Annotated in this window: 22 protein-coding genes; 1 reads left to right on the top strand and 21 read right to left on the bottom strand. The window is 35.6% G+C overall.

The window, feature by feature from the left end; all coding sequences use genetic code 11:
- Nucleotides 1-25: 25 nt before the first annotated feature.
- The 17 genes from IGJ90_RS02640 to IGJ90_RS02560 all read right to left on the bottom strand — a co-directional run bounded on the left by IGJ90_RS02640 (nucleotide 26) and on the right by IGJ90_RS02560 (nucleotide 18,491).
- Entirely contained in the window at nucleotides 26-1,930 is a 1,905-nt protein-coding gene (locus IGJ90_RS02640) for a heavy metal translocating P-type ATPase (RefSeq protein WP_025186549.1), read from the bottom strand.
- Nucleotides 1,931-2,039: 109 nt separating this feature from the next.
- Complete coding sequence (locus IGJ90_RS02635; RefSeq protein WP_002407356.1) at nucleotides 2,040-3,488, bottom strand: helix-turn-helix domain-containing protein; 1,449 nt, start codon at nucleotides 3,486-3,488, stop codon at nucleotides 2,040-2,042.
- 3 nt (nucleotides 3,489-3,491) lie between these two features.
- Nucleotides 3,492-3,941, bottom strand: a complete 450-nt coding sequence (locus IGJ90_RS02630) for a hypothetical protein (protein ID WP_002381257.1) — start codon at nucleotides 3,939-3,941, stop codon at nucleotides 3,492-3,494.
- 201 nt (nucleotides 3,942-4,142) lie between these two features.
- The gene (locus tag IGJ90_RS02625) at nucleotides 4,143-5,237 is read right to left on the bottom strand and encodes a DUF916 and DUF3324 domain-containing protein (protein WP_002366195.1); all 1,095 of its coding nucleotides are present in this window, start codon (nucleotides 5,235-5,237) and stop codon (nucleotides 4,143-4,145) included.
- A 75-nt stretch (nucleotides 5,238-5,312) separates the two neighbouring features.
- Nucleotides 5,313-6,053, bottom strand: coding sequence for a WxL domain-containing protein (locus IGJ90_RS02620; RefSeq protein ID WP_002373425.1), 741 nt, complete (start codon nucleotides 6,051-6,053; stop codon nucleotides 5,313-5,315).
- 22 nt (nucleotides 6,054-6,075) lie between these two features.
- Nucleotides 6,076-8,175 carry a lectin-like domain-containing protein gene (locus tag IGJ90_RS02615; protein ID WP_438767527.1) on the bottom strand — a complete coding sequence of 700 codons (2,100 nt, stop codon included), beginning with the start codon at nucleotides 8,173-8,175 and terminating at the stop codon, nucleotides 6,076-6,078.
- Between the two features lie 19 nt (nucleotides 8,176-8,194).
- On the bottom strand, nucleotides 8,195-8,974 hold the full coding sequence (locus IGJ90_RS02610; RefSeq protein WP_174120889.1) for a WxL domain-containing protein: 780 nt from the start codon (nucleotides 8,972-8,974) through the stop codon (nucleotides 8,195-8,197).
- A gap of 16 nt (nucleotides 8,975-8,990) precedes the next feature.
- On the bottom strand, nucleotides 8,991-9,722 hold the full coding sequence (locus IGJ90_RS02605) for a WxL domain-containing protein (protein WP_002361269.1): 732 nt from the start codon (nucleotides 9,720-9,722) through the stop codon (nucleotides 8,991-8,993).
- Complete coding sequence (locus IGJ90_RS02600) at nucleotides 9,722-10,105, bottom strand: LPXTG cell wall anchor domain-containing protein (protein ID WP_002366191.1); 384 nt, start codon at nucleotides 10,103-10,105, stop codon at nucleotides 9,722-9,724. Before IGJ90_RS02600 ends, IGJ90_RS02605 begins: the two co-directional genes overlap by 1 nt.
- Before the next feature lie 178 nt (nucleotides 10,106-10,283).
- Complete coding sequence (gene trhO, locus IGJ90_RS02595) at nucleotides 10,284-11,234, bottom strand: oxygen-dependent tRNA uridine(34) hydroxylase TrhO (protein ID WP_002366190.1); 951 nt, start codon at nucleotides 11,232-11,234, stop codon at nucleotides 10,284-10,286.
- A 578-nt stretch (nucleotides 11,235-11,812) separates the two neighbouring features.
- Nucleotides 11,813-12,523 (bottom strand): DUF1003 domain-containing protein, encoded by a 711-nt coding sequence (locus IGJ90_RS02590; RefSeq protein ID WP_002355601.1) that lies wholly within the window; start codon nucleotides 12,521-12,523, stop codon nucleotides 11,813-11,815.
- Between the two features lie 98 nt (nucleotides 12,524-12,621).
- Nucleotides 12,622-13,788 (bottom strand): serine hydrolase domain-containing protein, encoded by a 1,167-nt coding sequence (locus IGJ90_RS02585; RefSeq protein ID WP_002355600.1) that lies wholly within the window; start codon nucleotides 13,786-13,788, stop codon nucleotides 12,622-12,624.
- 152 nt (nucleotides 13,789-13,940) lie between these two features.
- Nucleotides 13,941-14,321, bottom strand: a complete 381-nt coding sequence (locus IGJ90_RS02580) for a VOC family protein (protein WP_438767522.1) — start codon at nucleotides 14,319-14,321, stop codon at nucleotides 13,941-13,943.
- Nucleotides 14,322-14,436: 115 nt separating this feature from the next.
- Nucleotides 14,437-14,946, bottom strand: coding sequence for a hypothetical protein (locus IGJ90_RS02575; protein ID WP_438767519.1), 510 nt, complete (start codon nucleotides 14,944-14,946; stop codon nucleotides 14,437-14,439).
- Nucleotides 14,927-15,931 (bottom strand): hypothetical protein, encoded by a 1,005-nt coding sequence (locus IGJ90_RS02570; protein WP_002363192.1) that lies wholly within the window; start codon nucleotides 15,929-15,931, stop codon nucleotides 14,927-14,929. The genes IGJ90_RS02575 and IGJ90_RS02570 overlap by 20 nt, the downstream gene beginning before the upstream one ends.
- A gap of 14 nt (nucleotides 15,932-15,945) precedes the next feature.
- Nucleotides 15,946-16,626 carry a S8 family peptidase gene (locus IGJ90_RS02565; protein ID WP_229233457.1) on the bottom strand — a complete coding sequence of 227 codons (681 nt, stop codon included), beginning with the start codon at nucleotides 16,624-16,626 and terminating at the stop codon, nucleotides 15,946-15,948.
- Nucleotides 16,627-17,099: 473 nt separating this feature from the next.
- Entirely contained in the window at nucleotides 17,100-18,491 is a 1,392-nt protein-coding gene (locus IGJ90_RS02560) for an L-cystine transporter (protein WP_002355598.1), read from the bottom strand.
- Nucleotides 18,492-18,788: 297 nt separating this feature from the next.
- Between IGJ90_RS02560 and IGJ90_RS02555 the strand changes: the two genes are divergently transcribed.
- Complete coding sequence (locus tag IGJ90_RS02555) at nucleotides 18,789-19,124, top strand: hypothetical protein (RefSeq protein WP_002366186.1); 336 nt, start codon at nucleotides 18,789-18,791, stop codon at nucleotides 19,122-19,124.
- A gap of 46 nt (nucleotides 19,125-19,170) precedes the next feature.
- Here the strand turns inward: IGJ90_RS02555 and IGJ90_RS02550 are convergent, their stop codons facing one another.
- The 4 genes from IGJ90_RS02550 to pnuC form a co-directional block, all read right to left on the bottom strand.
- The gene (locus tag IGJ90_RS02550) at nucleotides 19,171-19,557 is read right to left on the bottom strand and encodes a DUF1149 family protein (protein WP_002358717.1); all 387 of its coding nucleotides are present in this window, start codon (nucleotides 19,555-19,557) and stop codon (nucleotides 19,171-19,173) included.
- 112 nt (nucleotides 19,558-19,669) lie between these two features.
- Nucleotides 19,670-20,101 carry a hypothetical protein gene (locus IGJ90_RS02545; protein WP_002366185.1) on the bottom strand — a complete coding sequence of 144 codons (432 nt, stop codon included), beginning with the start codon at nucleotides 20,099-20,101 and terminating at the stop codon, nucleotides 19,670-19,672.
- A gap of 349 nt (nucleotides 20,102-20,450) precedes the next feature.
- Nucleotides 20,451-21,095, bottom strand: a complete 645-nt coding sequence (locus IGJ90_RS02540) for a deoxynucleoside kinase (protein ID WP_002355594.1) — start codon at nucleotides 21,093-21,095, stop codon at nucleotides 20,451-20,453.
- Nucleotides 21,096-21,103: 8 nt separating this feature from the next.
- Nucleotides 21,104-21,802 (bottom strand): nicotinamide riboside transporter PnuC, encoded by a 699-nt coding sequence (gene pnuC, locus IGJ90_RS02535; protein WP_002355593.1) that lies wholly within the window; start codon nucleotides 21,800-21,802, stop codon nucleotides 21,104-21,106.
- Nucleotides 21,803-22,283: the final 481 nt, after the last annotated feature.

Here is a 22,283-nt window from a genome sequence, read left to right as displayed (position 1 = left end):
CCTTTCTTGCAAGTGACTATTTGACTTATTTTGTATTAACTAATAAACGCAAGCCATTAAAAATGACCACTAAGGTACTTCCTTCATGAATAAGTACGCTAAATGCGATATTCGCAATACCTAAAAAGTTCAAGATAATTAACGTTGCTACCACTAACATTGAAAAAATAATATTTTGCTGCACAATTTTATTCAAGCGTTTTGAGACACGGTGAGCATAGCCTAATTTAGAAAGATCATTTTTCATCACTACCACGTCTGCAACATCGATAGCAATGTCTGTACCATCCCCCATCGCCACTCCGATGTCAGCATTCACTAAAGCGGGCGCATCGTTAATGCCATCACCAACCATCCCTGTCATTCCTACTTCGCGTTTTAATTGATCAACAATCGCTGATTTTTCCTCAGGTAAAATATTAGCAAAAACTTGGTCCACGCCTACTAAGCGACCAACTGCTTCACCCGTAAGTTTTGCATCTCCTGTAATCATTGTTGTTTCAATATTTTGTGACTTGAAATAGTGAATGGCGTTCATTGCTTCTTCATTAGGAACATCCATCAATGCCACCAAACCAATCACTTGTTCATTTTCGGCAAAGTACACTACCGTTTTGCCTTCACTTGCTAATTTCGTTGTTTGTTTCTCAATGATTGTTGGCACTTGTTCGAAACTAGATGGTTTACCAATTCTAAAAGTTGTGTCTGCAATGGTCGATACTAATCCCACCCCGACAATATTTTCTACTTCTAAATTTAAAGCCGTTGTTTCTGCTTCAAAGCGATTAACAATCGCCGTCGCCAATGGATGATTGGATTTTTTCTCCATATTTGTTAAAACAGCTACTAATTCTTCTTGGCGATCTTCTAAGCCATCAACAAAAAGATAATCTGTGACCTCAGGTTTGCCTTTTGTTAGCGTTCCTGTTTTATCAAAAGCGAGTGCTTTCACTTCAGCTAAATTTGATAAGAATGAGCCACCTTTAAACAACACGCCTTGTTTCGCTAAATTGGAAATTCCCGATAAAGTTGCCGGAACGGCACTCGCTGCTAAAGCACAAGGTGAGGCAGCAATTAAGAAGACCAAGCCTCTGTAAAAACTTTCAGCCCAAGTCAATTGGAAAAGTAATGCGCCACCTAAAACAATTAGTGGAAAAACTGCTAAAACTAGTGTGACATATTTTGGTTCAAATCGTTTAATTTTGCTTGCAATTTCTGATTGATTTTCTTGTGATTGGTTCACGAGCTGTACGATTTTTGCAAAAACTGTTTCTGAACTATCTTTCGTTACTTCAACAACAATTGTGCCTGAACCGTTCATGGTACTACCAAAAACTGGGTCCCCGCTATTTTTTTCTTTGGGAATACTTTCCCCATTAATAGATGATTCATCCACAGCGGTACTTCCTTCAATCACGACGCCATCTGTCGGGATTTGCGCACCATTGAGGACTTGCACGCGGTCGCCAATCTTCAATTGTTCAACTGACACAGTTTGAATTGAGCCGTCATCTGTTATCAGGCGAGCTTCTGTTGGATTTAAATTTAATAGTTTTGTAATTTCACGTTGGCTTTTGCCTTGGGCATAATCTTCAAGGAAATGCGCCGCCGCAAAAATCAAAATCAACAATGCTGATTCTTCAAAACTTCCCATTAATGCTGAACCAACTGCAGCTAAGGTCATTAACAAATGAATATTAGGCGAAAACTTTCGATTGTTTTTCGTATCCCGATACGTATCTCCAAAGCCTTCCCCAATAATATGATAACCAGCTAAAATAGCAGCTAACGAGAAAAGAATATTTTTCACTAAGAGCATGTTCCCTAAAAATAAACCGATAAAGAAAAGAGCCAATCCTGTAAAAAAGAGAATAACTGGAACGTTTTTACCTTTTTCTTCATGTGTGTGTACACCTGTTTGTTTTGACATTGTTATGCGCCTCCTCATTAATGTTTTTCTATTCATATGAATGTATATTCATATTATAAAACACTTGGGTGGTTTTGTAAAGACGTAAACACAAAGACAAGCGATGATTCTATTCGATAGGATCACCGCTTGTCTTTGTCGATTCTTTTTGATGTTGATATTTTTCTTCTTGAATAGTCAATAATGATTGCGTTAAATTGACCCAATCAATCGAACGAGGTGGATCCAGCCAAACCATAACTTTACTCTTTTCTTCTTGATACAAGTTATTTAAATTGGTAATCACCACATCTGGTAAGGTATCTGATAACGGGTCAATAATTTCTACATTTAAATTCACATAGACGGATAAATTTTTTTTGATGAATTGGTTATACTCTTTTCCATAAGAAAAATCAATTAGGACCTTGGCTGGCTCTGCAATTAAATGAACCGGAACATGATTAATTAGCAACAATAGATAGTTAAAAAACAAACAGTGATTGGCTTTCGCAATTTTTTTATGTTTTGCTGTTAACCAACGAATATATTCAATTAAATAAAAATAAAATTCCGGATATGTTTGCTTAAAAAACTGTAAATCCATTTCAAAATCGTCAAACATATTAATCGGAAAGTAAATAACATTGAAATGAATAATTGCTAACCCTTCTTCTAGAGTATTCCTTGTTGACTCCTCTAAACAATTAAATGCTTTTTCAAAACTTCCAATGAAAACACGAGTTAGGCTTTCAATCGTAGGATCTTCGTGAATGACATATTTTTTCTCTAGTTTGCCATGCAAATACAAGAAAAAAACAATCGTATACGTTAATGATTTTGAAGCCAATGCCCATGCCACTTGCGATTTTTTTATTAGTTCCTCTGAAAATGTATTCAGTGCACGCGTATCGATCCCTTCCACCGCACGTCCTTCGTTGTTAATCATAATAGCTAAATAATGGAAAAAATTGCGTCGCTCATAGGTGGTGAAAGTATAGTTTAACTCAACAGACTGTAATACACGTTTCGCTTCATTATAGACTTTTACCGAATATAGTTCGGAAATTGGTTGATTGGAAAGCGTGAACAATTTATACAAAAAAAATGAAATTGCTTTTTGATTGCCGACAATTTCCCGCTTACTAAAATAGATCTGATACTCCTTTAAGGCTTTTTTTAGCCGCTGTAAGGTACTATACGCCACAGAGGTGCTGACATGATTACATTCAGCAAACTTTGTCAAACTATAATTTCCTCTAAAGTAAGACAACACTAATTTAAAAGAGAGCGATTCTGTTAAGTATTTCGTGAGCAAAAGTTTACTTGAATAGTTTCCATCAATTTCAAGTGTAACATCTACATCAGAAACGACTAAAGTTAAGCTGTCGCTTAACTTTAGATTGTCAATATCTGCTTTTAATTTTTCTAATGTTTTTTTGACTAAAAAATTCGACATTGATAATTCTTCGCGAAGTGCAATAAAAGTACCTGATAGCGTGGGACTTTCTTCTAAATGCCTTAGCAAGGAATAACTTCGTTGATCTTCTTTATTTAAAAAAATTTCATAATTCATCATTTATCAGTTCTTTCTCCCATAAATAGCCGTTCCTACTAATTCCCGTATGAAATTCAAGTAAAAAGTGTTTTGCCCCTCCGTTCCAGCACCGCCTGTGCTATTTGGTACAATGGTGATATGGCTAGCATCAAATAATTCATCCGTGAAAAATACTTGATGCTGACTTTTCTTGGAAGAAGGCCTTTCTTCATTTGTTTTTGGATTATTGGTTGTCACTTCTTTTTTACTAACGTCTTCGCTACTTTCTTCCGCTTGCGTTTCGCTAGTAATAGTACTTTCATTTGTTTCTTCCATTTTTTCTGGTGTGCCAGTATTCTCAATCGGATAAATTTCTTCTGTTGGATTGGTCGGATTATAAATTGGATTCCGTTCTTCTGCTGCTTGCACATTGGTTACTTGAAAAAACGAGAGTAACAATGTACTCCATAATAGTAAATGTTTGTATTTATCCATTTTTCTCACATATATTGCCAAATACTTTAGCTACATAACAAAACAAAAAATATAACTAGTAAAGTGGTATCAGACGATATTTAACAATACTCCTTCTTATTATTTCTTTTTTTGAGTTAGGTTTGTTGAATAAACTGCATATTTGATAAGTAAAAACAAACAAAAACGTTGCCGATAATCAAATCAAAAATTAACTACTCTTTATATTTCTCTTTCGTTTTTTTCCTGTTTCTTTTTTCGCCAAATCAACCAGGCAATGATTAAAATCACTATCAATAAAAGTAGTAAGCCAATCATCAAATATAAATTCGAATGATTTTCTTTTAAGGTGACATCTTTTTCATTTAATTCTTTGGCAACTTCACCATTAATTGTAAAGTCTTTTTCAAATTGCCATTGATTTCTAAAAGATATCGATTCATTGTTTATTGATTTTTTAAATGAGCCTGCAGCATCTTTATTCCCAACAACGGTCATAGACAAATGGTAATCTCCTGGCTTAAGCGGTTGCCCTTTTAGCGCAATGGGAACAGAAAAATTGGTATTTGGTGCAATTTGCATGTTTGCTTTTTCCTCTTTATATAAAACTTCTTCATGTCCCTTTTTGGTAATCTCTGCCGAAAAGGCAACTTGGTTAATATATGTTTTTTGATCATTTTGTAGATTGACTAAAATCACATTTCTAGCATTAATCTGTCCTGGTGAGACTTTTTTCAAAAGTAAATTCGGCTCAACCTTTTTTTTATTTTGTTGCATCAATAATGCAACGACATACGAATATTCATTTTTAATGGATAACCCCTGACTCTTATCGTCTTGGCGTTTGCCTTCATCCGACGTTTCTTCTTTAAAAGTGATACCACTAGCTAACACTCCATCAAAGGGTGTATTAGGCATTTTAACGTTAATAGAAACCGTTTGTTCACTTTTCGGTTTTAAACGAACTGAGCTAGGGTATTGAACGTAGTCTTTTATATCAAACGCTAAACTTTGATCTTTTTTCCCCTTATTTTCACCATACTCCACGATTACATTTGAATTGGTAATGGCACTATTGATGGAAATACTTACCTTTACTTCTTTATCTGTATCATTGCGCAAGCTCACTTTCAACTCAGTTTCTTCATTTGGTGCTAGTAATAAATCAAAGTAAGTTTTTTCTTTATCTACTTGTTTTTCTGATGGAATAGGCGTAACCGAAAAATTAAATTCACTGGCAAAACCATTGCTAGGTACTAACGCTAAAAGAATTAGTAGTATCGGAAAAAAAAGAAATCGTTGTTTTTTTCTGTTCAAATTATTTACTCCTTTTCTATATGTAGTGAATAGCAGGTAACCATGTTCCCCGCTATTCTTCTTTTTAAAATTCGTCTAATTTCCTGGAGCGTCTGTCAACGTCCATGTTAATTTTGTGGCGTATTTTTCAGCGTATTTGGTTGTAGAACCTGGAACAGTTAACTCAATACTTTTAGCAGCTGTAGTTGCGTCTGTTCCCCAATCAAATAAATAAGTTCCTGCACCGTTTCCTTTCGCTGCACTCATTACATCTGATTGACTACCATCTGAATTCAACGTAATTGTGGCTGGACCTGTTGGTTTACCTGAATCTGAAGCAGTCACTACATTTCCGTTTTTAAACGTGATAGCTGCCCCAGTCAATTCTTTACCAGAAGTTGATTTAAATTGTCCTTCTTGTTTCACTTTTAATGACCAGCCAGCTTCGGTTCCACGGTTATCTGTTACTTGGACATAGTTAGGCCCTTCTTTGACTTCATCGGTTGCGCCTACCGTCTTGTATTTTTGGGTAGCAGCAAAATAAGTCTGATCCTTCGACGTGATTTTTTGAACACCGAAGTCTAGACTTGACGCATAATCAATTGACAACGGACCGTTTGTTCCTGGATTAGGACCTTCAGGATTTGTTGGGTCAATAGGATCAACTGGATTAGTTGGATCCGTTGGGTCAACCGGATTAGTTGGCTCTTCACTTGGTGTAAATTCTACGATACCATTAGATGTATAACTACCGCCATCTTCTGCAAAGGCTTGAGAAGTCATGCCTAAGCTCCCTAAAATAAATGTGGATAAACATACTGTTGTTACTTTTTTCATTTTCTTTTCTCCATTCTTTTCTTTAATTTCCTGGTACGTCTTCTAACGCCCAAGATAAACGAGCTTTAAATGTTCCAACTCTTTGATAAGCTACAGGAACATTGATTTGAATTCCTTGTTGTTTTGATTCATCAAGTAATGCTGTTAAATCTGTTTCACCTTTCTGATTACTTTCTAAAAGCGTAATTGCCTCATTTGTAATCTGAGAGCTTCCAGCAGTTGAAACGAAAGAAAAAACATCTGGCATTACAATTGAATCATTTGTTAACGGTTGCGTTTGCTTTAGTTGCAAGCGCCAATTATTTGCGTTACGTTCATCCACGACTTTGAGTCCTTCGGTGGGATGCCCAAGTTTAATTAGTGGTTGATTACGTATCTTTTCCGTACCAAAAGTAATCTGTTTTGGTGCCTCTTTAAAATATAGTTCCCCTAAACGATAGTAAAAATAAATATCTTTTGTTTCCTCTGTCATTGTTCCTTCCGCATTTCCTGAGTCTTTTGTAAAAACATAGCCAGAAATATCTAGGGGTTTTTCTTGATAGGGTGCACCAATTTTCCCTGTTACACTTTTAGGTGGAGCAATATCTTTACCTTCCGCGTCTTTATAAAAAACGGTTACTGTTTTTTCTGTTGGTTTAGGAATAGTAATCGTTACATTATTTGACTTTTGCAGTAAGGTTCCTTCTTCATAATAGTCAAAGTTCATAGTTAAAACTTTTTCGGGCGTATTATCTTGAAGGGTTGTTTTTAATTCAATCATCATGTCCTTCTTTAAAACTAGGTAGTCATTTAAAGCAATTGTTAAGTGATTCCCTGTTTGTGTCAGATCTTTGGCTGCTACCTTTTTACCATCAATCGTTAATGAATTTTCTTCATATGCTAATTCATCAGGTAAGTCAATGCTTACTTGCGGTTGACGATCTTCGATAAAGTCATTGTCAATATTCAACGTATTCCGTAGTATCACCTGATCATTTTTCACTGCTTCAACAGCTGAGCTAAACTCCTGACCGTTCACGCTAAGGGCTGCTTGTGACGTAACGTTGGTAGGAATTTGTGTCATTGCTAAAGCATTCTCTTGGTATTTACCACCTGTGGATGATGTAAAGCCCCAATAAACCGTTGTTGCGCCAAATTGTGCATTTAAATCTGAAACTACATACGTATTCGTGCCCACACCTTCTAAATCATATGTTAATGCTTTGGTTGCGGCATTCCAATGAACAGTCAACATGCGCCAGGTTCCATTAGATAGATAGGTTGGCGCAACGGTGACGCCTGAATGCTCCCCTGTATAGCTGTTGTTATTAGCTTTCGGAGTGACAAAAGCTAAATGTCCATTTCCCTTATCTTGTGAAATTTCTCGGTCCATTCGGTTGGAACTACCAGTATTTTTATAGGTATCAAACTCAATCGATAAGGCATTTCTAACATAAGGTTGACCAGCTTTCGTGGAGTATGCACCGATTCCCATCCCAGGTGAACCAATGACTTCTTGAGGCGTTGTGGACATTCTAGGATCATTCGTTAAGGTAAAGGTCATACCATCACCAGCATTTGCATACTCGTTTCCTAAATACAAATAACTTTTAAAGGTAAAATCCGACAATAAGCTGATTGGTTTTTTTGACCAAATAGCGCCTTTTTGTGATTTAACAGCTGGGTTTAGTTGTAATAACTTCCCACCTTCTAAAATACTTGTTGCATTTCCAATTGGCTCTTGAAACACCTTGTCGATTGGAATGATATTAGGATCATCCGGCAATGAAGTAGCGTATGGCGCAGCCAACATGCGCGGCTGTGGTTCAACTATCGCCGATTCTGTTGCACTGGTACCGTCATCCTTTTGTTGTTCGCTAGGGTCTAAAGTAGCCGTTGATTGGTCTGTTTCTGCTGGATGATTATCGGTTGTTGTTGTCGTTTCTAGGGAAGGTTCTTGCTCTAATGTTTCCGAGTGAGAAGGAGCGCTAGTTGCCTGATCATTGGCCGATTCCTCCACTATTTCCTGATTGACTTCGTTGATATTTGTCGAAGGATTACTAATCGCTTCGCTAGTAATAGGCGCAAGGAGTAGTAAGAATAAACTACTTGCCAAAAAGACTAGGCTTTGTTTGTTTCGCATCTCTCTTCACCTCTACTTTTTAAATTTCTGGTACATCCGTCAACGTCCACAATAATTTTGTTTGATATTTCACGGCATCTTTAGGGGTTGACCCTGGTACTGATAGCGCGACATCTTTTGTAACATTAACATTGTGTACCGTATTGGTTTCATCGCGTTCTGCAACCACTTCTACTTTGCCCCAATAAGTAGCCCAAGTTCCCGCACCAGTTCCTTGCTTCGCAGCTGCCACTAGCGATGCGGTTCCTGGAACAAGGGCAATCTTATTTGTTGCCTCTGGTTTCACAACATTTTGCGCATTACTATTAACAGTCGGGTTAGCTAAAGAAATTTGCGCGCCTGTCAACTGACTATTTAAAGTCGCCTTTGTTGCTTTAAATTGCTCCTTTTGCGTAACCGTTAAAGACCAACCACTATTGGTTCCTCTATTATCAGAAATTTGCACAAAATTTGGTGTTTCTTTTTGATTTTCTTGATATTGCTGTGCTCTTGCAAAATATACTTGGTCTTTATTCGAAATACGATTTTTCCCAAAGTCAAAACTTGAAGCATAATCAATAGACAGCGGTCCTTGGGTACCAGGATTGGGACCTTCTGGGTCTGTTGGATCAATTGGTTTGACTGGCTTTTCGGGATCGGGATTTTCTGGATCAACCGGCTCTGTCGGATCTACGTTCGGAATAAATTCTACTAAACCATTCGAACGATACTCTTTTGGCTCCTCTGCCTTCGCTTGCAAGGACCAACCAGCAACTGCAAATGTACTGCATAGAACGATTCCTGTGAATTGTTTTTTCATTGCTTTTCTCCTTTATTTAATTATTAGCGGGAGTATCTTCTAATGCCCAAACTAACTTCGTTGAATATTGTTGTGCAAGCTTTACAGATTTTCCAGGAACGAATAGTTGGACAGCTTCTTTATTTGTTGCTTCATTTGAACCAAAGCGATAAACCCAAGTCCCAACACCTGTTTCTTTTTTAGCGTTCATCGCTAGATTATTATTTACACCAGGTGTTAAGGAAATAGTACTACTGACTTCAGTAGGTTTATATTTTTCATCCACCATTGAGGCAGCTTCTGCCTTTGTAAACGTTAATTGAGCGCCGACTAGTTCCTCTCCAGTAGCTGTTTTAAATTGTTCAGGTTGGGAAAGCGTTAGTTTCCATCCTGCTAACGTTCCTCTTTTATCAGTTACTTGTACATAGGTTGGTTTTTTTGAACCATCTTTCATTTCATCTGGCGCAGCATAATACGTTTGATCTGCCGTAGAAATCTTTTGTGTACCAAATTTAAATTTTGACCCATAATCAATTGATAAGGCACCACCCGTTCCTGGCCCTGGAGGATCAATTGGGTCTACTGGATCAGTAGGATCGGGATTTTCTGGATCAACTGGCGGTGTGATTTCGTTATCGCCTGCTTCAAAAGTAATTGTGCCTTCCGTATTGTATTCTTTCGGAAAAGTTTCTGCTGCTGATGCGTTTATTGCTTGAAACCCTACGCCTAAAAGTATGGTTGCCGATGTAAGTAAAACAGTTTTTTTCATTAAATAAACTCCTTCTCTCGTTTCATTTTATTAATTAAATAAATGACTACCCCCAACAAACTAACTCCTATCAAGGAATACAGCGGATTTTCAGACTCGCCTGTTTTAGGTAAAACTGCTTGTCCAGAAGCAGCTAAATTGTTTCTTCCCTGTTCTTCTGATTGTTGGGTATACGCTACGTCATTTGACTCTTTTTCATTCTCATAAACGTAGGTACCATAGAAGCTCGCTTGACCATTTGATTCATAATTATTTTCTTCAGCCATAACGCTTTTTGTTTGCAACCCAATGATCAATATCCCTAAACATACCAAACTAAACCTTTTTATGATTTTCATCTGAATTCCTCCTTCCCCATTTTCAACATTGACTGGCCCAGCCAATAAACATTATATAAAAGAAATATTTATTAGATTTTTTTATTTTTTTCAGACGCTTTTAAAAAATAAAATGGTTTTAGCTAAGAAAGCTTTAAAATCAACACTTTTAAAGACAAAAAAATAAACAAAAAAACTTCGAAAAATAATTTTCGAAGTTTTTTTGTTTATTTTTTTATTATTTTTATACTTCAACCGCTTCTAACAAAGCTAAACGTTCAGCAACTTCTGCTTCTGTTAAATTATGTTTTTTTACATAACGGTTGGCAGGATGCTGGCTACATTCTAATGAGCAGCCACCTAAATGTTTATGTTCATTTTCTTCTGAAGTTAAGATTTGACGATTACATTCTGGGTTTGCACAGTTAATGTAGCGTTCGCAAGGTGTCCCATCAAACCAGTCTTTCCCAATAACTTTTTTATCAACGTGATTAATTTCGACACTGATTCGGTCATCAAAGACATACATTTTGCCGTCCCAAAGTTCGCCACGTGTTTCTGGATTTTTTCCATAGTTGGCGATACCGCCATGCAATTGAGCAACATCTTCAAATCCTTCTTTTAATAACCAGCCAGAAAATTTTTCACAGCGAATCCCGCCAGTACAATAGGTAACAATTTTTTTATCCATAAATTGTTCTTTGTTCTCGCGAATCCATTGTGGTAACTCACGGAAGCTACGGATATCTGGGCGCACGGCACCACGGAAATGGCCTAAATCATATTCATAATCGTTACGAGCATCGATTACAACAGTGTCTTCGTCTAACAAGGCTTCTTTAAATTCTGCAGGTTCCAAATATTTCCCTGTCGTTTCTAATGGATCAACGTCTTCTTCTAAATTCAACGCCACTAATTCAGAACGTGGGCGAACAAACATTTTGCGGAACGCCATTTCTTCTGCTGGATCAATTTTAAAGAATGTATCCTTAAAGCGCTCATCTGCTTGCATTGCTTCCATGTACTTTTCTGTTTCTTCGACAGTACCAGATAACGTTCCGTTAATCCCTTCTGTCGCTACTAAAATACGGCCTTTTAAGTTTAATGATTTGCAAAAAGCTAGATGCTCTTTCGCAAAAACTTCTGGATCTTCAATTGTTGTATATTTGTAATAAAGTAATACTTGGTATTTCATCTTGTTTTCCCCTTTTGTATAAAGTCATTCTATCCCATTATACGGTGAATAAAAAAGGGAAAGCGATTATTTTGCTTGTGTATTTACACACAATAAAAAAAGCCTGATAAACGGCGGGAACAGAACCAACACTACGCGTTGCTCCGATCTCAACAACTTCTAAGGTGTTTTCTCGACATGCGTCTCGTCACAGTACAGCCTTCAAAAGAGCTACAGCTCTAAGAGTTGCGATGTTTCACTGTGAAGCATGAACAGATGAAATCATCGTACCTACCTTCGGAAATAAGCCGAAATTGACTTTCTCACACAAGTGTTCGGCGTATCTTAATCCTTCCAAGTGTTGAGAATCACGAAGAACGTAGTGATTCGATGATGAACAATACCTACTTGGTCTCCAAAAATTAAAGAGCACCGGGTAGGTATCATGCAACATCAACTCGTACCTCGTTGTGTTTTATGACAATTTTCGGAAATTCCTTCTTATTGCTGAGAAACACTATTTGCAATGCAAATAGATGTTGAACAGTACCTACGTGGTTCTCGGAGCTAAACGGTTCTGTCCCGACCTCTTCTATATACTACTCCTTTTCAGAAGTCGCGGCGAGTTGTTCTTGCAACTCACCTAAAAGTTCAATTTGAATATTTTGGATTTTTACCAAATTTTCTAGTTGATTATTGATAATATAATCCATTTTCTCATGTAATAAATTAATTTCTACTTCTGCTTTTAAGTTAATTTTATAATCATTATTCGCTTGTTCTCTGTCACGGGCTTCTTGTCTGTTTTGACTCATCATAATAATCGGTGCTTGGATAGCTGCTAAACAAGATAAGGCGAGATTTAGCAAAATATAAGGATATTTGTCAAATGGTTGTCCCAATAAAGTGGTAGAGTTAATCACGATCCAAGCAATCAACACGAAGCAAAAGAAGCCAATAAACACCCAGCTACCGCCAAATTTAGCAATGGTATCCGCTGCTCGTTGGCCAAAGGTTAATTTCTTTTCCATCTTTTCATTCATATTATTGGAAATCAGCTTATCTTCTTTGATATGTTGAACCACCAATTCATTCAGTTGTTGGATTTTTTCAGAATCATTTGCGACCAATTGTTTCATGTAATCCAAACGATAATTAAGTAACTCCGCCAATGTAATCATCGATTCAGCTGTCAATTGTGGATTGTTTTGGAGAATAAAAGCTTGCGTTTCCTGTTCTATATCTTGAAGATAAATGTTTTTTTTCGTTGATTCACCAATAACAACTTGTTTATTTTTTGATTGCTTCATCTTCGTCACTCCCTTTGATCGTTCTTCCCTTTATTTTAATATAAAGTCTCTCAGAAGAAACCTAAAAAGGCTTTGGAGTGATCGTTGTTGCTTCTGCTTTAAAATTTAACAGTTAAATTGGTTACATCATGGAACAACGAACCAATTAATTCTTTGTATTTCGCTGGATTCACACAATTAGTTAGCAATATGACCCCGGTTTTCATATCTTTTGAAAATAAAACCAGGGCTTGTTGACCCGCTTCAACGCCGTGTAAGCGTAAATAATTATCATGAACATAGATGCCGCCATGATAAGAACTTTGCTGTGAAGACGTCCATAATTTTTGCAAAAGTGCGGTGGAAACTAAGTGTCCACTCATTAATTGATGTAAGTACCAATACAAATCACCTGTCGTCATATCCACATTCCCAGTCCCAAATTCATGGGCAAAACTAGCTGCGGGAATTGAGAGCACTTGATTATACGAATTGTCTTCTGTCCATTTATAACTTGTTGAATTATTGGGTTGTTCCAATAAGGTTTCATAGAAGCCAAAATTCTTTAAACCAGCCGTTTTGTGATAAAGATTATTAAATAATTCTTGATAGGTACGTTGATACATTTTCTCTAACATTCCTGCTAAAAGGACAAAATTTACTGGGGAATAATTGTATTTTCCTTTATTGACTTGAATGGTATTTTGTTTAACAAATTGAATAATTTCTTCATCGGTAACGATATTATTAGGCATTGCTGATAACTTTAAACCGCTTGTCATATTCAACATATCGCTAATCGTAATATCCTCAGCACCTTGAATTTGCGGATAAAACGTAGCGAGTTTTGTATCTAATGTAAGTTTACCTTCTTCAATCGCTTTTAAGATCAAGGTTGTGGTAAAAGATTTTTGAATTGAGCCAATCTGAAACCTTGTGTTTGGCGTATTGGCTTGTTGCTTTTCAAAATTGGCAAAGCCATATCCTTTATTTACTAAAACCTGATCATCTTTAATGATCAAAGCCGAACCAATATAATTTGTTTCTTGAATTTTTTGATCAAGTTCGCCACTATCTGGTGCAACTATTTCTTTCGTTAAATTCGCATAATTATCACTTCGGCGATCTTCTTCCAAGACCACTTTAGATTCTTGACTAACTTGTGAATCTCTAGTGAAAAAGAACGTTTTTATTAAATAACCACTACCACCAATCACCACCAACAAACATACTATAAAAAGCCAATTCACTCCTCCATGTCTTTTCTTTGCATGTCGTTTACGCATACCGCTTACCTCCGCCTATTCTATTAACAGCATTATCATACGCTATATTTTCATGAAAATTACAGATTTTAGTAAAATTTATAAAACTTTCAACTTTTATAAAAAACAGCTTGGCACCAGAATCAATCTAGATTCTGGTGCCAAGCTGTTTTTTATTTACTTTCTTGCCCCATCACAGCAAAGTAATTATCATCGTTATCTGCAAAATTAAAAACTAAGCCTGTTGGCAATTGAACCATTTCACCGACAGTAACCCCAGCCTCTTGCATTTTTTTATAGAGACCAATGATATCATCGCTAGCAAACATTAAAGAAGAGGTATTCCCCGCCACTTCTGGTGAATGTTTTTTAATAAAGGCCAAATCATATAAAACAATAATCGTTTCTGCTGATTCACTTGGTGCAATTTCTACCACCAATGTACCGTCAACTTCCTCTCTTTCCTTTTCAACAAAGCCAAACGTTTGCCAAAATTGACTAGATTCCTCAACATTATTCACATATAACATAATCTTTACTTGGTTTGAAAACATTCCTTCACGTCCTTTTGAATTTAGTTAACAACTTATTATATACGTTCTTTTAAATAATTACTGCACTTTCGCTTAAAATAAATATGCAATAAATTACAAATAATCCTCAAAGACATCAAATAAATTTTTCTTCATCAAAAAGTGGAAGTCCTAATGCTAAAATTTTAGCTTTTTCTTTTGAATTTAAAAACCAAAAAGATTGTTCTTCATGTCCAATAAACCCTAACCAAGGTTTATCCTCTTGGAAAATCACCAAATCTTCTGGCAAATTTGGACCACACCAGCTATTCATAGCATTGGAGTACTTTAATAAAATTCTTAAAGATTCTTGATTAAGGTGGTATCGGTAAACATGCGCTTCTTTATCTCGAGCAATAATATGTCCAGTAACCCAACTGTTTGTTTGGCTTTCTAGAACAAGAAAAGATGCCAATTCTTCCATTAAATATTCTACATTTTTACTATAACTATATGTGCCGTCTCCTAAAAAATCAATATCATGTCGGAGACAAAATTCAAAATAGTTACAACCAACTTCTATCGAAAATTCCAAAACCTTATTATATATTTCATTAGCAAAATTCCCATGAAATATCATCATTTGATTATTTGGATGCTGTTCCATAAAAAGAATGACCTCCCGCTCTATTCCACGTATGATAATGCCAAAAATTTCCAGATCCATGGCGCTCTACTTTGGTAGGTTGTTGCAACCTACCACCTTTAGGTTTTCCCGCATAATAAGCAATTTTCCATGCTAAAGGCTGTGATGTAGACCATACATCTCCACCAGCTTTCATGTAATTTGTTGCTGTATTTAAATTCATCCCGTTTAATACAGTTAAACCTACCTTTCCAGCCCTAACAACGCGATAATGATCATAATATTTTCTGTATCTAGGATTAACTGAAATTATTGTCAAAGCGAATCCTATTAATCCTCCTACAATAACAGCAAAACCAATTAGTAACAACTGTGAAGCAACATGCTGAGTTATATAGATCCCTACAGGAATTGCCCAAGCAGCCGAAGCCACTCCATCACTAGGATGAATTTCTTTTTCCTCATTGGTAACAAGATTAGTAATCACTATAGGTACATTTTTAAGTTCTTCTACAGAATTTATATGATACTTCTCATTATTATATATTTTTTCTGTAGGTAGTTCTATATTTTTCAATTCTTCTTCAGTAAATACCCCTTTTTCAATATCCTTTAATAGTAATTCTTCTTCTTCCATAGCATCATCTAATTGTTGTTTTTGTTCAATAGTTCCAAAATAAATTGAATATTCAGTCTTTTCATCTTCTAAAATTTCTTTGACTACTAAGGAATCCGAATTGCTTTTTTGTTCATCAGAAAATTCACTAACGATTTGAACACTACGAATTTCAGTATCTTCTTGAACTTCTGCTTCTATCTTAATTTTTTCTTTTTGAAAATCAATTTCTACATCCTCAAAAGAAACATTCTGATCTGATTTTTTTTCGAGCTCTCGCTGAATTTTATTCTCTAATTCCGTTTTTGTGTCTAAATTACTGGCATATGAAACATTACTGATTGTTCCCGTTAACAAAACCATCAACAAAGCTGTAACTATCTTTTTCATTTTTCATTCTCCTTCTATTCAGTTATACTTTCCGAAAAAATAAATTGTTTCAAAAGTTGGACTTGATTATCTTTTTTATTTTTAAAAGATTGTAATTTTCTACTAACTAGACCTGTTATGACCGCTGTTGAATAAGTTGTACCTTTCATTTTTGAAAAACTATTTTTTTCTGTCGTTGTTAATATGTTCACCCCTTGAGTATAAATATCAGCTTTGGAGGTAGAATTTATAGTTGACTTTTCTCCAAAATTGTCTAGTGCCCCTACAAAAATTACATTATTCATTGCGGGTAAAATTCTTTTTTTCGTTTCAAAATTACCATTAGAAAAAATAAATAAAATTTTTCTTGCTTCTCTATTTGACATAAGTTTTACTAATTCTTCAGAAAACACAGTGAAACTTAAGCTAATATTAACTACTTCTACTTTTTCTTTTATGCACCAAATAATTGCATTTTTCAATTGTTCTGACGAAGTTGTTCCATTTGATAAAACGGAAGCACTAATTATCTCAAGAAATTTAGGATTTGCTATACCCACACCATAACCTGCTCCTATCACTCCTAATACAGAAGTACCATGAATTATATCTTCGTCATAAATTATATCTGAAAATTGCTTTTCTTTTATTGAATATATTTCTTGAAAAGCTTTATGATTATTATCGATTTTACCATCTATTATTCCTACCTTCACTACTCTTTTTTCAGTTGTAAAATCTATGTTCCGATAATCTTTTATCATATTTGTTTTATTATTTATATTAAAAAACAAAAAAAGTAAAATAAATAAAACGAAATTTAAAAAAATTAACCATATTTTTCTATCATAGAACAACCTGTTATACAACATTTATTTCGTCAAGAAAAAATAATTAAAATAATCTATTTTTGAAAATATAAATCATTTTAACAGTTAGGTATTTACTAATAAAATCCACCATGCGAACGGGTAATTCGTTCTTTCACCGTAAGCCATTATTACGAGCTTAAACCTAAAACGTTTACTGGAAAAGTTTCCTTCCGCACCACATTTAATCACAGCTCCTTAAAGGAGCTATTTCATTTTTATAATTTTTTTGTCCCATGAACTTTCAATACATATAAAAAAATGGGACAATAATCAGATTTTTTCTGACTATTGTCCCACTCTCTTTTCGTTTTATTGATTTAGATATTTGCATCTAAGACAACGTCGCGATCATTTAAGACATCACGATCTAATTCATGAATACGAGCACTTGTTAACACACCTGCAACCATACTATCGTTAACGTTAACAGCTGTCCGCGCCATGTCAATAAGTGGTTCAACTGAAATTACTAAACCAACAATTGCAACTGGCAAGTTCATTGCGCCTAAAACGATTAGAGAAGCAAAGGTTGCTCCGCCGCCGACACCGGCTACGCCAAATGAACTGATTGTGACAACTGCTACTAACATTAAAATAAATTGTAAACTAAAGACATCAATTCCAACAGTTGGTGCAACGATGGTTGCTAACATAGCTGGATAAACGCCGGCACAACCATTTTGTCCAATAGATAAACCGAAACTACCAGCAAAGTTTGCTGTGGCATCATCAACACCTAGTGCTTTGGTTTGTGTTTCAATATTTAATGGTAAAGCTCCTGCACTTGAACGAGAAGTAAAAGCAAAGCTCAAGACTGGAAAAACTTTTTTTAGATACGTAACTGGGTTGACTTTTAAAGTAATTAAAATCAACATGTGAATGGCAAAAACAATGATTAAGGCCACATACGATGCCAACACAAATTTACCTAAGTTAATAATCGCAACAAAATCACTTGTTGCTACAACATTAATCATTAACGCTAACACGCCATAAGGGGTCAAGCGTAAAACTAAGGTAACAATTCGCATGGTAATTTTATATAAACTATCAATTAAATTTGCAAAAAATTCAGCTTCTTTTGGCGCTTTACGACGAACGCCTAAATAAGCGACACCAACAAACGCAGCAAAGATTACCACCCCAATGGTACTCATTGGTCGTGTTCCCGCAAAGTCAGCAAAGACATTTTTAGGAATAAATGAAACGATTTGTTGGGGAATTGTCAAATCTTGAATCGCATCTTGACGCGTCGCTAACTCGGCAATTCTTGACGTTTCTGCAGCACCTTGCGTGAATTTTGCCCCTTGAAGACCAAACGCTAAGGTTGTTCCAATCCCCACCAAGGCAGCTACTGCTGTTGTTCCTAGTAAGGTAGCTAACACATTAAAGCTAATTTTTCCTAATTTATTGGATTCTTTCATTTTTGTAAATGCACCTACAATAGATACAAATACTAACGGAATTACGAGCATTTGTAGAAACGCTACATAACCATTACCTACAATCCCGATCCATTCCATTGATTGCGTAGTAATTTTACTGTCTGTACCAAAAGCAAATTGAATAATTGCACCTAAAACAATCCCCACGCCCAATGCTGAAAAGACACGTGTTGAGAATTTTAAATGTTTCTTTTGCATTTGGTAGAAACCGAATAACACAGCAATAAATGCAAGGATCACTAATACAGTGATGAATGTTGTCATTTTAGTTCCTCCCTATGTTTTTAATGACAAGTACATCAAAGGAAGTAAAGGTTCCCGGTACTCACTCTCCAGTAAATACCCTGAAAACAGCAAACTGTTTCCAGTGATAGTTCTATTGTACCTTATTTTATAGCAAATAGTGGGATAATTTGCTTACTTTTTGATAGAAAATAACCGTTGCGATAGTTTAAAACTATCACCAAGCGTTGTTTTACTAGTCACTGTAAAAATAATTTGTTTTTTGTCCTCTTTCTTTTAAGCTGACGTGGTATACTTAGTTCTAGGAGGTGTAAGCGTATGCAAAAAATTTGTTGGATCCTTTCTGTCAACCGTGATGGAGCGACGTTATTCGTGGGAAGCCCTGCAAATGCGGGTCCTTGGCTCTTTTCAAATAAAGAGCAGCAAAACATCAAAGCCTTTTTTCAACCAACCTATGAAATTGACTTTATCAGTTATGATGTTCTTTCAGAGGAAGTACCAGAAGCTGCGTTCATTTTGTACAATGAAATGCTCGCTCCCTATCTTCCCGAAAAAATAACCAAAGTTGGTCAGCCGATTGCTTATGTAGATATCGCTACAAAAAATTATGAACAGTTTAAAAAAGCTTTGGTTGCTAAATCTTCACAAGAATAAAAACAGCGTTTGTAACGGAATCCGTTACAAACGCTGTTTTTAAAGGTTAAGCTTCTTCTGATTGTTGAAAATTCAATTGAACACCTGGACGATCCAGAGCAATTTCAGTTACTTCATAAGATAAACGTTCGACGATGCTAAATAAAGGACGCACAAGTTCATCGACTTCTTCTTGCGAAATATCTTCTTGTTTTTCAATTTTACGATCAATAATGTGATTAATTTGACTAATCGCCCCTGATAAAACAAATTCGTCAAAGACAATTCGAAATTCTAAGCGAGCAACAAGTGCTGAGCTATTTTCTGGATAATTTTCTTCTTCTACTTCAATTGGTGAAAAACTGACACGTAAATCTGTCTCTACTTCTGAATCAGGTACTCGCATATCATAGTGATACGCTTCAACAATTTCTTGTTGGCGTTTAATTTCCATTGTTTTTTCTCTCCTTTTTTAACAAGATATTCCCCTTTTAGAATATCCAATGGTTTCTTTTCTCAAGTATACCACAAGTCCAAAAGTTGCCTAGACCAAAAAACACAGAAGGTCAGACTTTTTTGATAAATTGATTTTGGCATTTTGAACAAGTGACTTTGATTGTTCCTCGTCCTTTCGGCGCACGTAATGACTGCTGACATTTTGGACATTTAAAATAACGATACTCTTTCTGAGTCAGGTGTCGCTTGCGAAAAGCATGAACCTTTTGCATTAGGCGTTGTTTTCGAAGAATAAACCGTTGATTTTCATTCAATCGCGGGTGAATATGTTTTGAAAAAAAGCGATAATACACGTAGGCGACTGTGATTAAAATCAATAACCGAACCCAAAGATAGCCAGTAAAAATATTGATGAGCGCCAGCACAACACTTGTTAGCAACAGCGTTCGATTCAATTCATCAAACCGGGCATAACGTCCTTGTAAAAATCGTTGCGCTTTTTTGCGCCAACGTAGAATGCGTTCAAACCAAATTTGGCCCATTTATCTTCCTTCTTTCGAGCATTATTTTTTGAATAAATGATTGATTTACAGAAACTTTCAATCAAAATTTACACTTACTAAGTCCAAATTTTGAACAACTGTCGGTTATTTTCGATGGTATACTTCTAGAGAAGTCAGGTCAACCGATGAATGACTTCGTTGATAATAGCTACCGCTATTTTATACAAACTTAAACTGTCGATGGATAGATTATCCGATTTTAACTTAGGGGAAGGTTAAAATCCGATTCTATAATTTAGCACTACACTCCTTTATTTAGTAGCAACTTTAGCCTATCTATCCACATTTTAAGTCAAAAAGAAGCAAGTCCGGACTTGCTTCTTTTTATTTATCTTTCTAATTCTTCAATTTTCTTCTCAATTAACGCCAAGACATATTGACACGCTTCAGGATCTTCGACAAAATCATATTTATCGCCATCAATTTGAATTTTAGGACTTTCATCATAGTCTTCGTACCATTGATCATAACGCTCGTTCAACATTTGATAGTAATCATACAACGTTGGATCTGTCTCAATTTGTTCATAAGGACGGCCACGTTTTTTGATGCGTTCCAACATTTTGGGAAATGAAATACGAATGTGAACTAACAAATCAGGTCTTTTTTTATGCGCAGCATACGGCAATTCTTGGAGCATGTTTTGTAATAAGTCATCGTACACTTTGACCTCTGTTTCGTTGGCACGACCTAAATCTGCATTTAAATGAAAAAGTAATGAATCTTCATAAATCGAGCGATCCAATACATTATTTTCATGCGTTAATGCTTGTTTAATACTATCAAAACGTTTATTTAAAAAATAAATTTGTAATAAAAATGCGTACTTTTCCGGTTCCGCATAAAATAAAGGTAATACCTCATTATCATCAACTGATTCGTAAAAGGCTTCTGAACCTAAACGGTTTGCAATTAAAGCTGTTAAACTAGATTTACCAGCGCCAATCGTACCTGCTAAAACAATCACTGCCATCGAACTCCCTACCTATTTTTTTCCATTTTATTTTTTATCTTCAACCAATTAAACATACCAAAAATTGAGTTAAAAGTATACATACAATACATAACAAATATCGCATAATCACCACCAGCGTGCGTCCCTGCTCGGAACCATAACAAAATTGAAAAAATATTTCCTAGTAGCCAAAACACGAATTGCGATTGATAACGTTTAATCATCAATAACATCCCTGTCGCTGAAACACTGAACGTGATTGCATCTAATGTTTGTTGCGCATCATTTACAAAACCTAACAAAATATATGCAGCTACGCCAATGAGCAGCCACGTGAAAAAGGCATACAACCACTGAATACCTTTTAAAACTTTTACTTCGGTTACTTGACCCGAGCCATCCTCGCTAGCCCGAAGCCAAGCATAAAGCCCTGTAATGTCCATAATAATATAGAAGCTTTGTAAAAGAACTTCCGCATATACCCGTGTCACTAACCCAAAATAGCCAATAATCACTGCACTGATTAACCCAAAAATGTAATTGCTGACTTTTCCTTGGGCAATTAAATTCACACAAATGATGCCGGCTAAACCACCTACTAACGTAATCCAATTCGATGGATTGATAGCAAATGCAATCAACTGTACCCCCACCATCAAAGCTAAAAACAAGTAACTTCTCGTTTCCCAACCTTTAAAATCATTCACCAAAAAATTCTTATTCACAACAAATTTCCGACCTTCCTAAAACCAAACTTTTCTCTGTTGACGTCTCAATAAGAGTACTCCGTTTTAAAAAACAAGTCAATCAGATTTCGGAATAAAAAGAAGATTTTAATACTATATATTGATTCGGAAAATATCGAAACACTACATATAGTTATTGCGCAAGCTTTCTGATATCCTTTATTGCCACAATATTTTCTTCATCTTGTTTTAATCTTCTATGTATTCATGGATTTGTTTCCATCTAATAATTCCTGCAGCAGAACCCTTTACGACGGTAGCGCTCCAAATTAATGTTGTGAAAGCGGAAGCAACCACACATATTCATGCTTCAAACACAGCCATCGTTCACTCTTTTTATTGATATGCTTAAAAATTGACGGCCTTATTTCTCGAATCTGGCCACTTATTAACTTATTACATGAAAACATTCGCCTAAAAAAGCAAAAAAAAAACGACTCACCTAAATAATCGACCTACA

The organism is Enterococcus sp. AZ129, from assembly GCF_051714505.1.
Lineage (GTDB): Bacteria > Bacillota > Bacilli > Lactobacillales > Enterococcaceae > Enterococcus > Enterococcus faecalis.
Note: the sequence above shows the minus strand (reverse complement) of the source record. Positions and strands in the feature narration are given on the sequence as shown.

What these genes read in the sequence shown, in the direction of transcription:
- IGJ90_RS02640 (WP_025186549.1), bottom strand. Translation starts at nt 1,930, where the DNA reads ATGTCAAAACAAACAGGTGTACACACACATGAAGAAAAAGGTAAAAAC.
- IGJ90_RS02635 (WP_002407356.1), bottom strand. Translation starts at nt 3,488, where the DNA reads ATGATGAATTATGAAATTTTTTTAAATAAAGAAGATCAACGAAGTTAT.
- IGJ90_RS02630 (WP_002381257.1), bottom strand. Translation starts at nt 3,941, where the DNA reads ATGGATAAATACAAACATTTACTATTATGGAGTACATTGTTACTCTCG.
- IGJ90_RS02620 (WP_002373425.1), bottom strand. Translation starts at nt 6,053, where the DNA reads ATGAAAAAAGTAACAACAGTATGTTTATCCACATTTATTTTAGGGAGC.
- IGJ90_RS02615 (WP_438767527.1), bottom strand. Translation starts at nt 8,175, where the DNA reads ATGCGAAACAAACAAAGCCTAGTCTTTTTGGCAAGTAGTTTATTCTTA.
- IGJ90_RS02610 (WP_174120889.1), bottom strand. Translation starts at nt 8,974, where the DNA reads ATGAAAAAACAATTCACAGGAATCGTTCTATGCAGTACATTTGCAGTT.
- IGJ90_RS02605 (WP_002361269.1), bottom strand. Translation starts at nt 9,722, where the DNA reads ATGAAAAAAACTGTTTTACTTACATCGGCAACCATACTTTTAGGCGTA.
- trhO (WP_002366190.1), bottom strand. Translation starts at nt 11,234, where the DNA reads ATGAAATACCAAGTATTACTTTATTACAAATATACAACAATTGAAGAT.
- IGJ90_RS02590 (WP_002355601.1), bottom strand. Translation starts at nt 12,523, where the DNA reads ATGAAGCAATCAAAAAATAAACAAGTTGTTATTGGTGAATCAACGAAA.
- IGJ90_RS02585 (WP_002355600.1), bottom strand. Translation starts at nt 13,788, where the DNA reads ATGCGTAAACGACATGCAAAGAAAAGACATGGAGGAGTGAATTGGCTT.
- IGJ90_RS02580 (WP_438767522.1), bottom strand. Translation starts at nt 14,321, where the DNA reads ATGTTTTCAAACCAAGTAAAGATTATGTTATATGTGAATAATGTTGAG.
- IGJ90_RS02575 (WP_438767519.1), bottom strand. Translation starts at nt 14,946, where the DNA reads ATGGAACAGCATCCAAATAATCAAATGATGATATTTCATGGGAATTTT.
- IGJ90_RS02570 (WP_002363192.1), bottom strand. Translation starts at nt 15,931, where the DNA reads ATGAAAAAGATAGTTACAGCTTTGTTGATGGTTTTGTTAACGGGAACA.
- IGJ90_RS02560 (WP_002355598.1), bottom strand. Translation starts at nt 18,491, where the DNA reads ATGACAACATTCATCACTGTATTAGTGATCCTTGCATTTATTGCTGTG.
- IGJ90_RS02555 (WP_002366186.1), top strand. Translation starts at nt 18,789, where the DNA reads ATGCAAAAAATTTGTTGGATCCTTTCTGTCAACCGTGATGGAGCGACG.
- IGJ90_RS02550 (WP_002358717.1), bottom strand. Translation starts at nt 19,557, where the DNA reads ATGGAAATTAAACGCCAACAAGAAATTGTTGAAGCGTATCACTATGAT.
- IGJ90_RS02545 (WP_002366185.1), bottom strand. Translation starts at nt 20,101, where the DNA reads ATGGGCCAAATTTGGTTTGAACGCATTCTACGTTGGCGCAAAAAAGCG.
- IGJ90_RS02540 (WP_002355594.1), bottom strand. Translation starts at nt 21,095, where the DNA reads ATGGCAGTGATTGTTTTAGCAGGTACGATTGGCGCTGGTAAATCTAGT.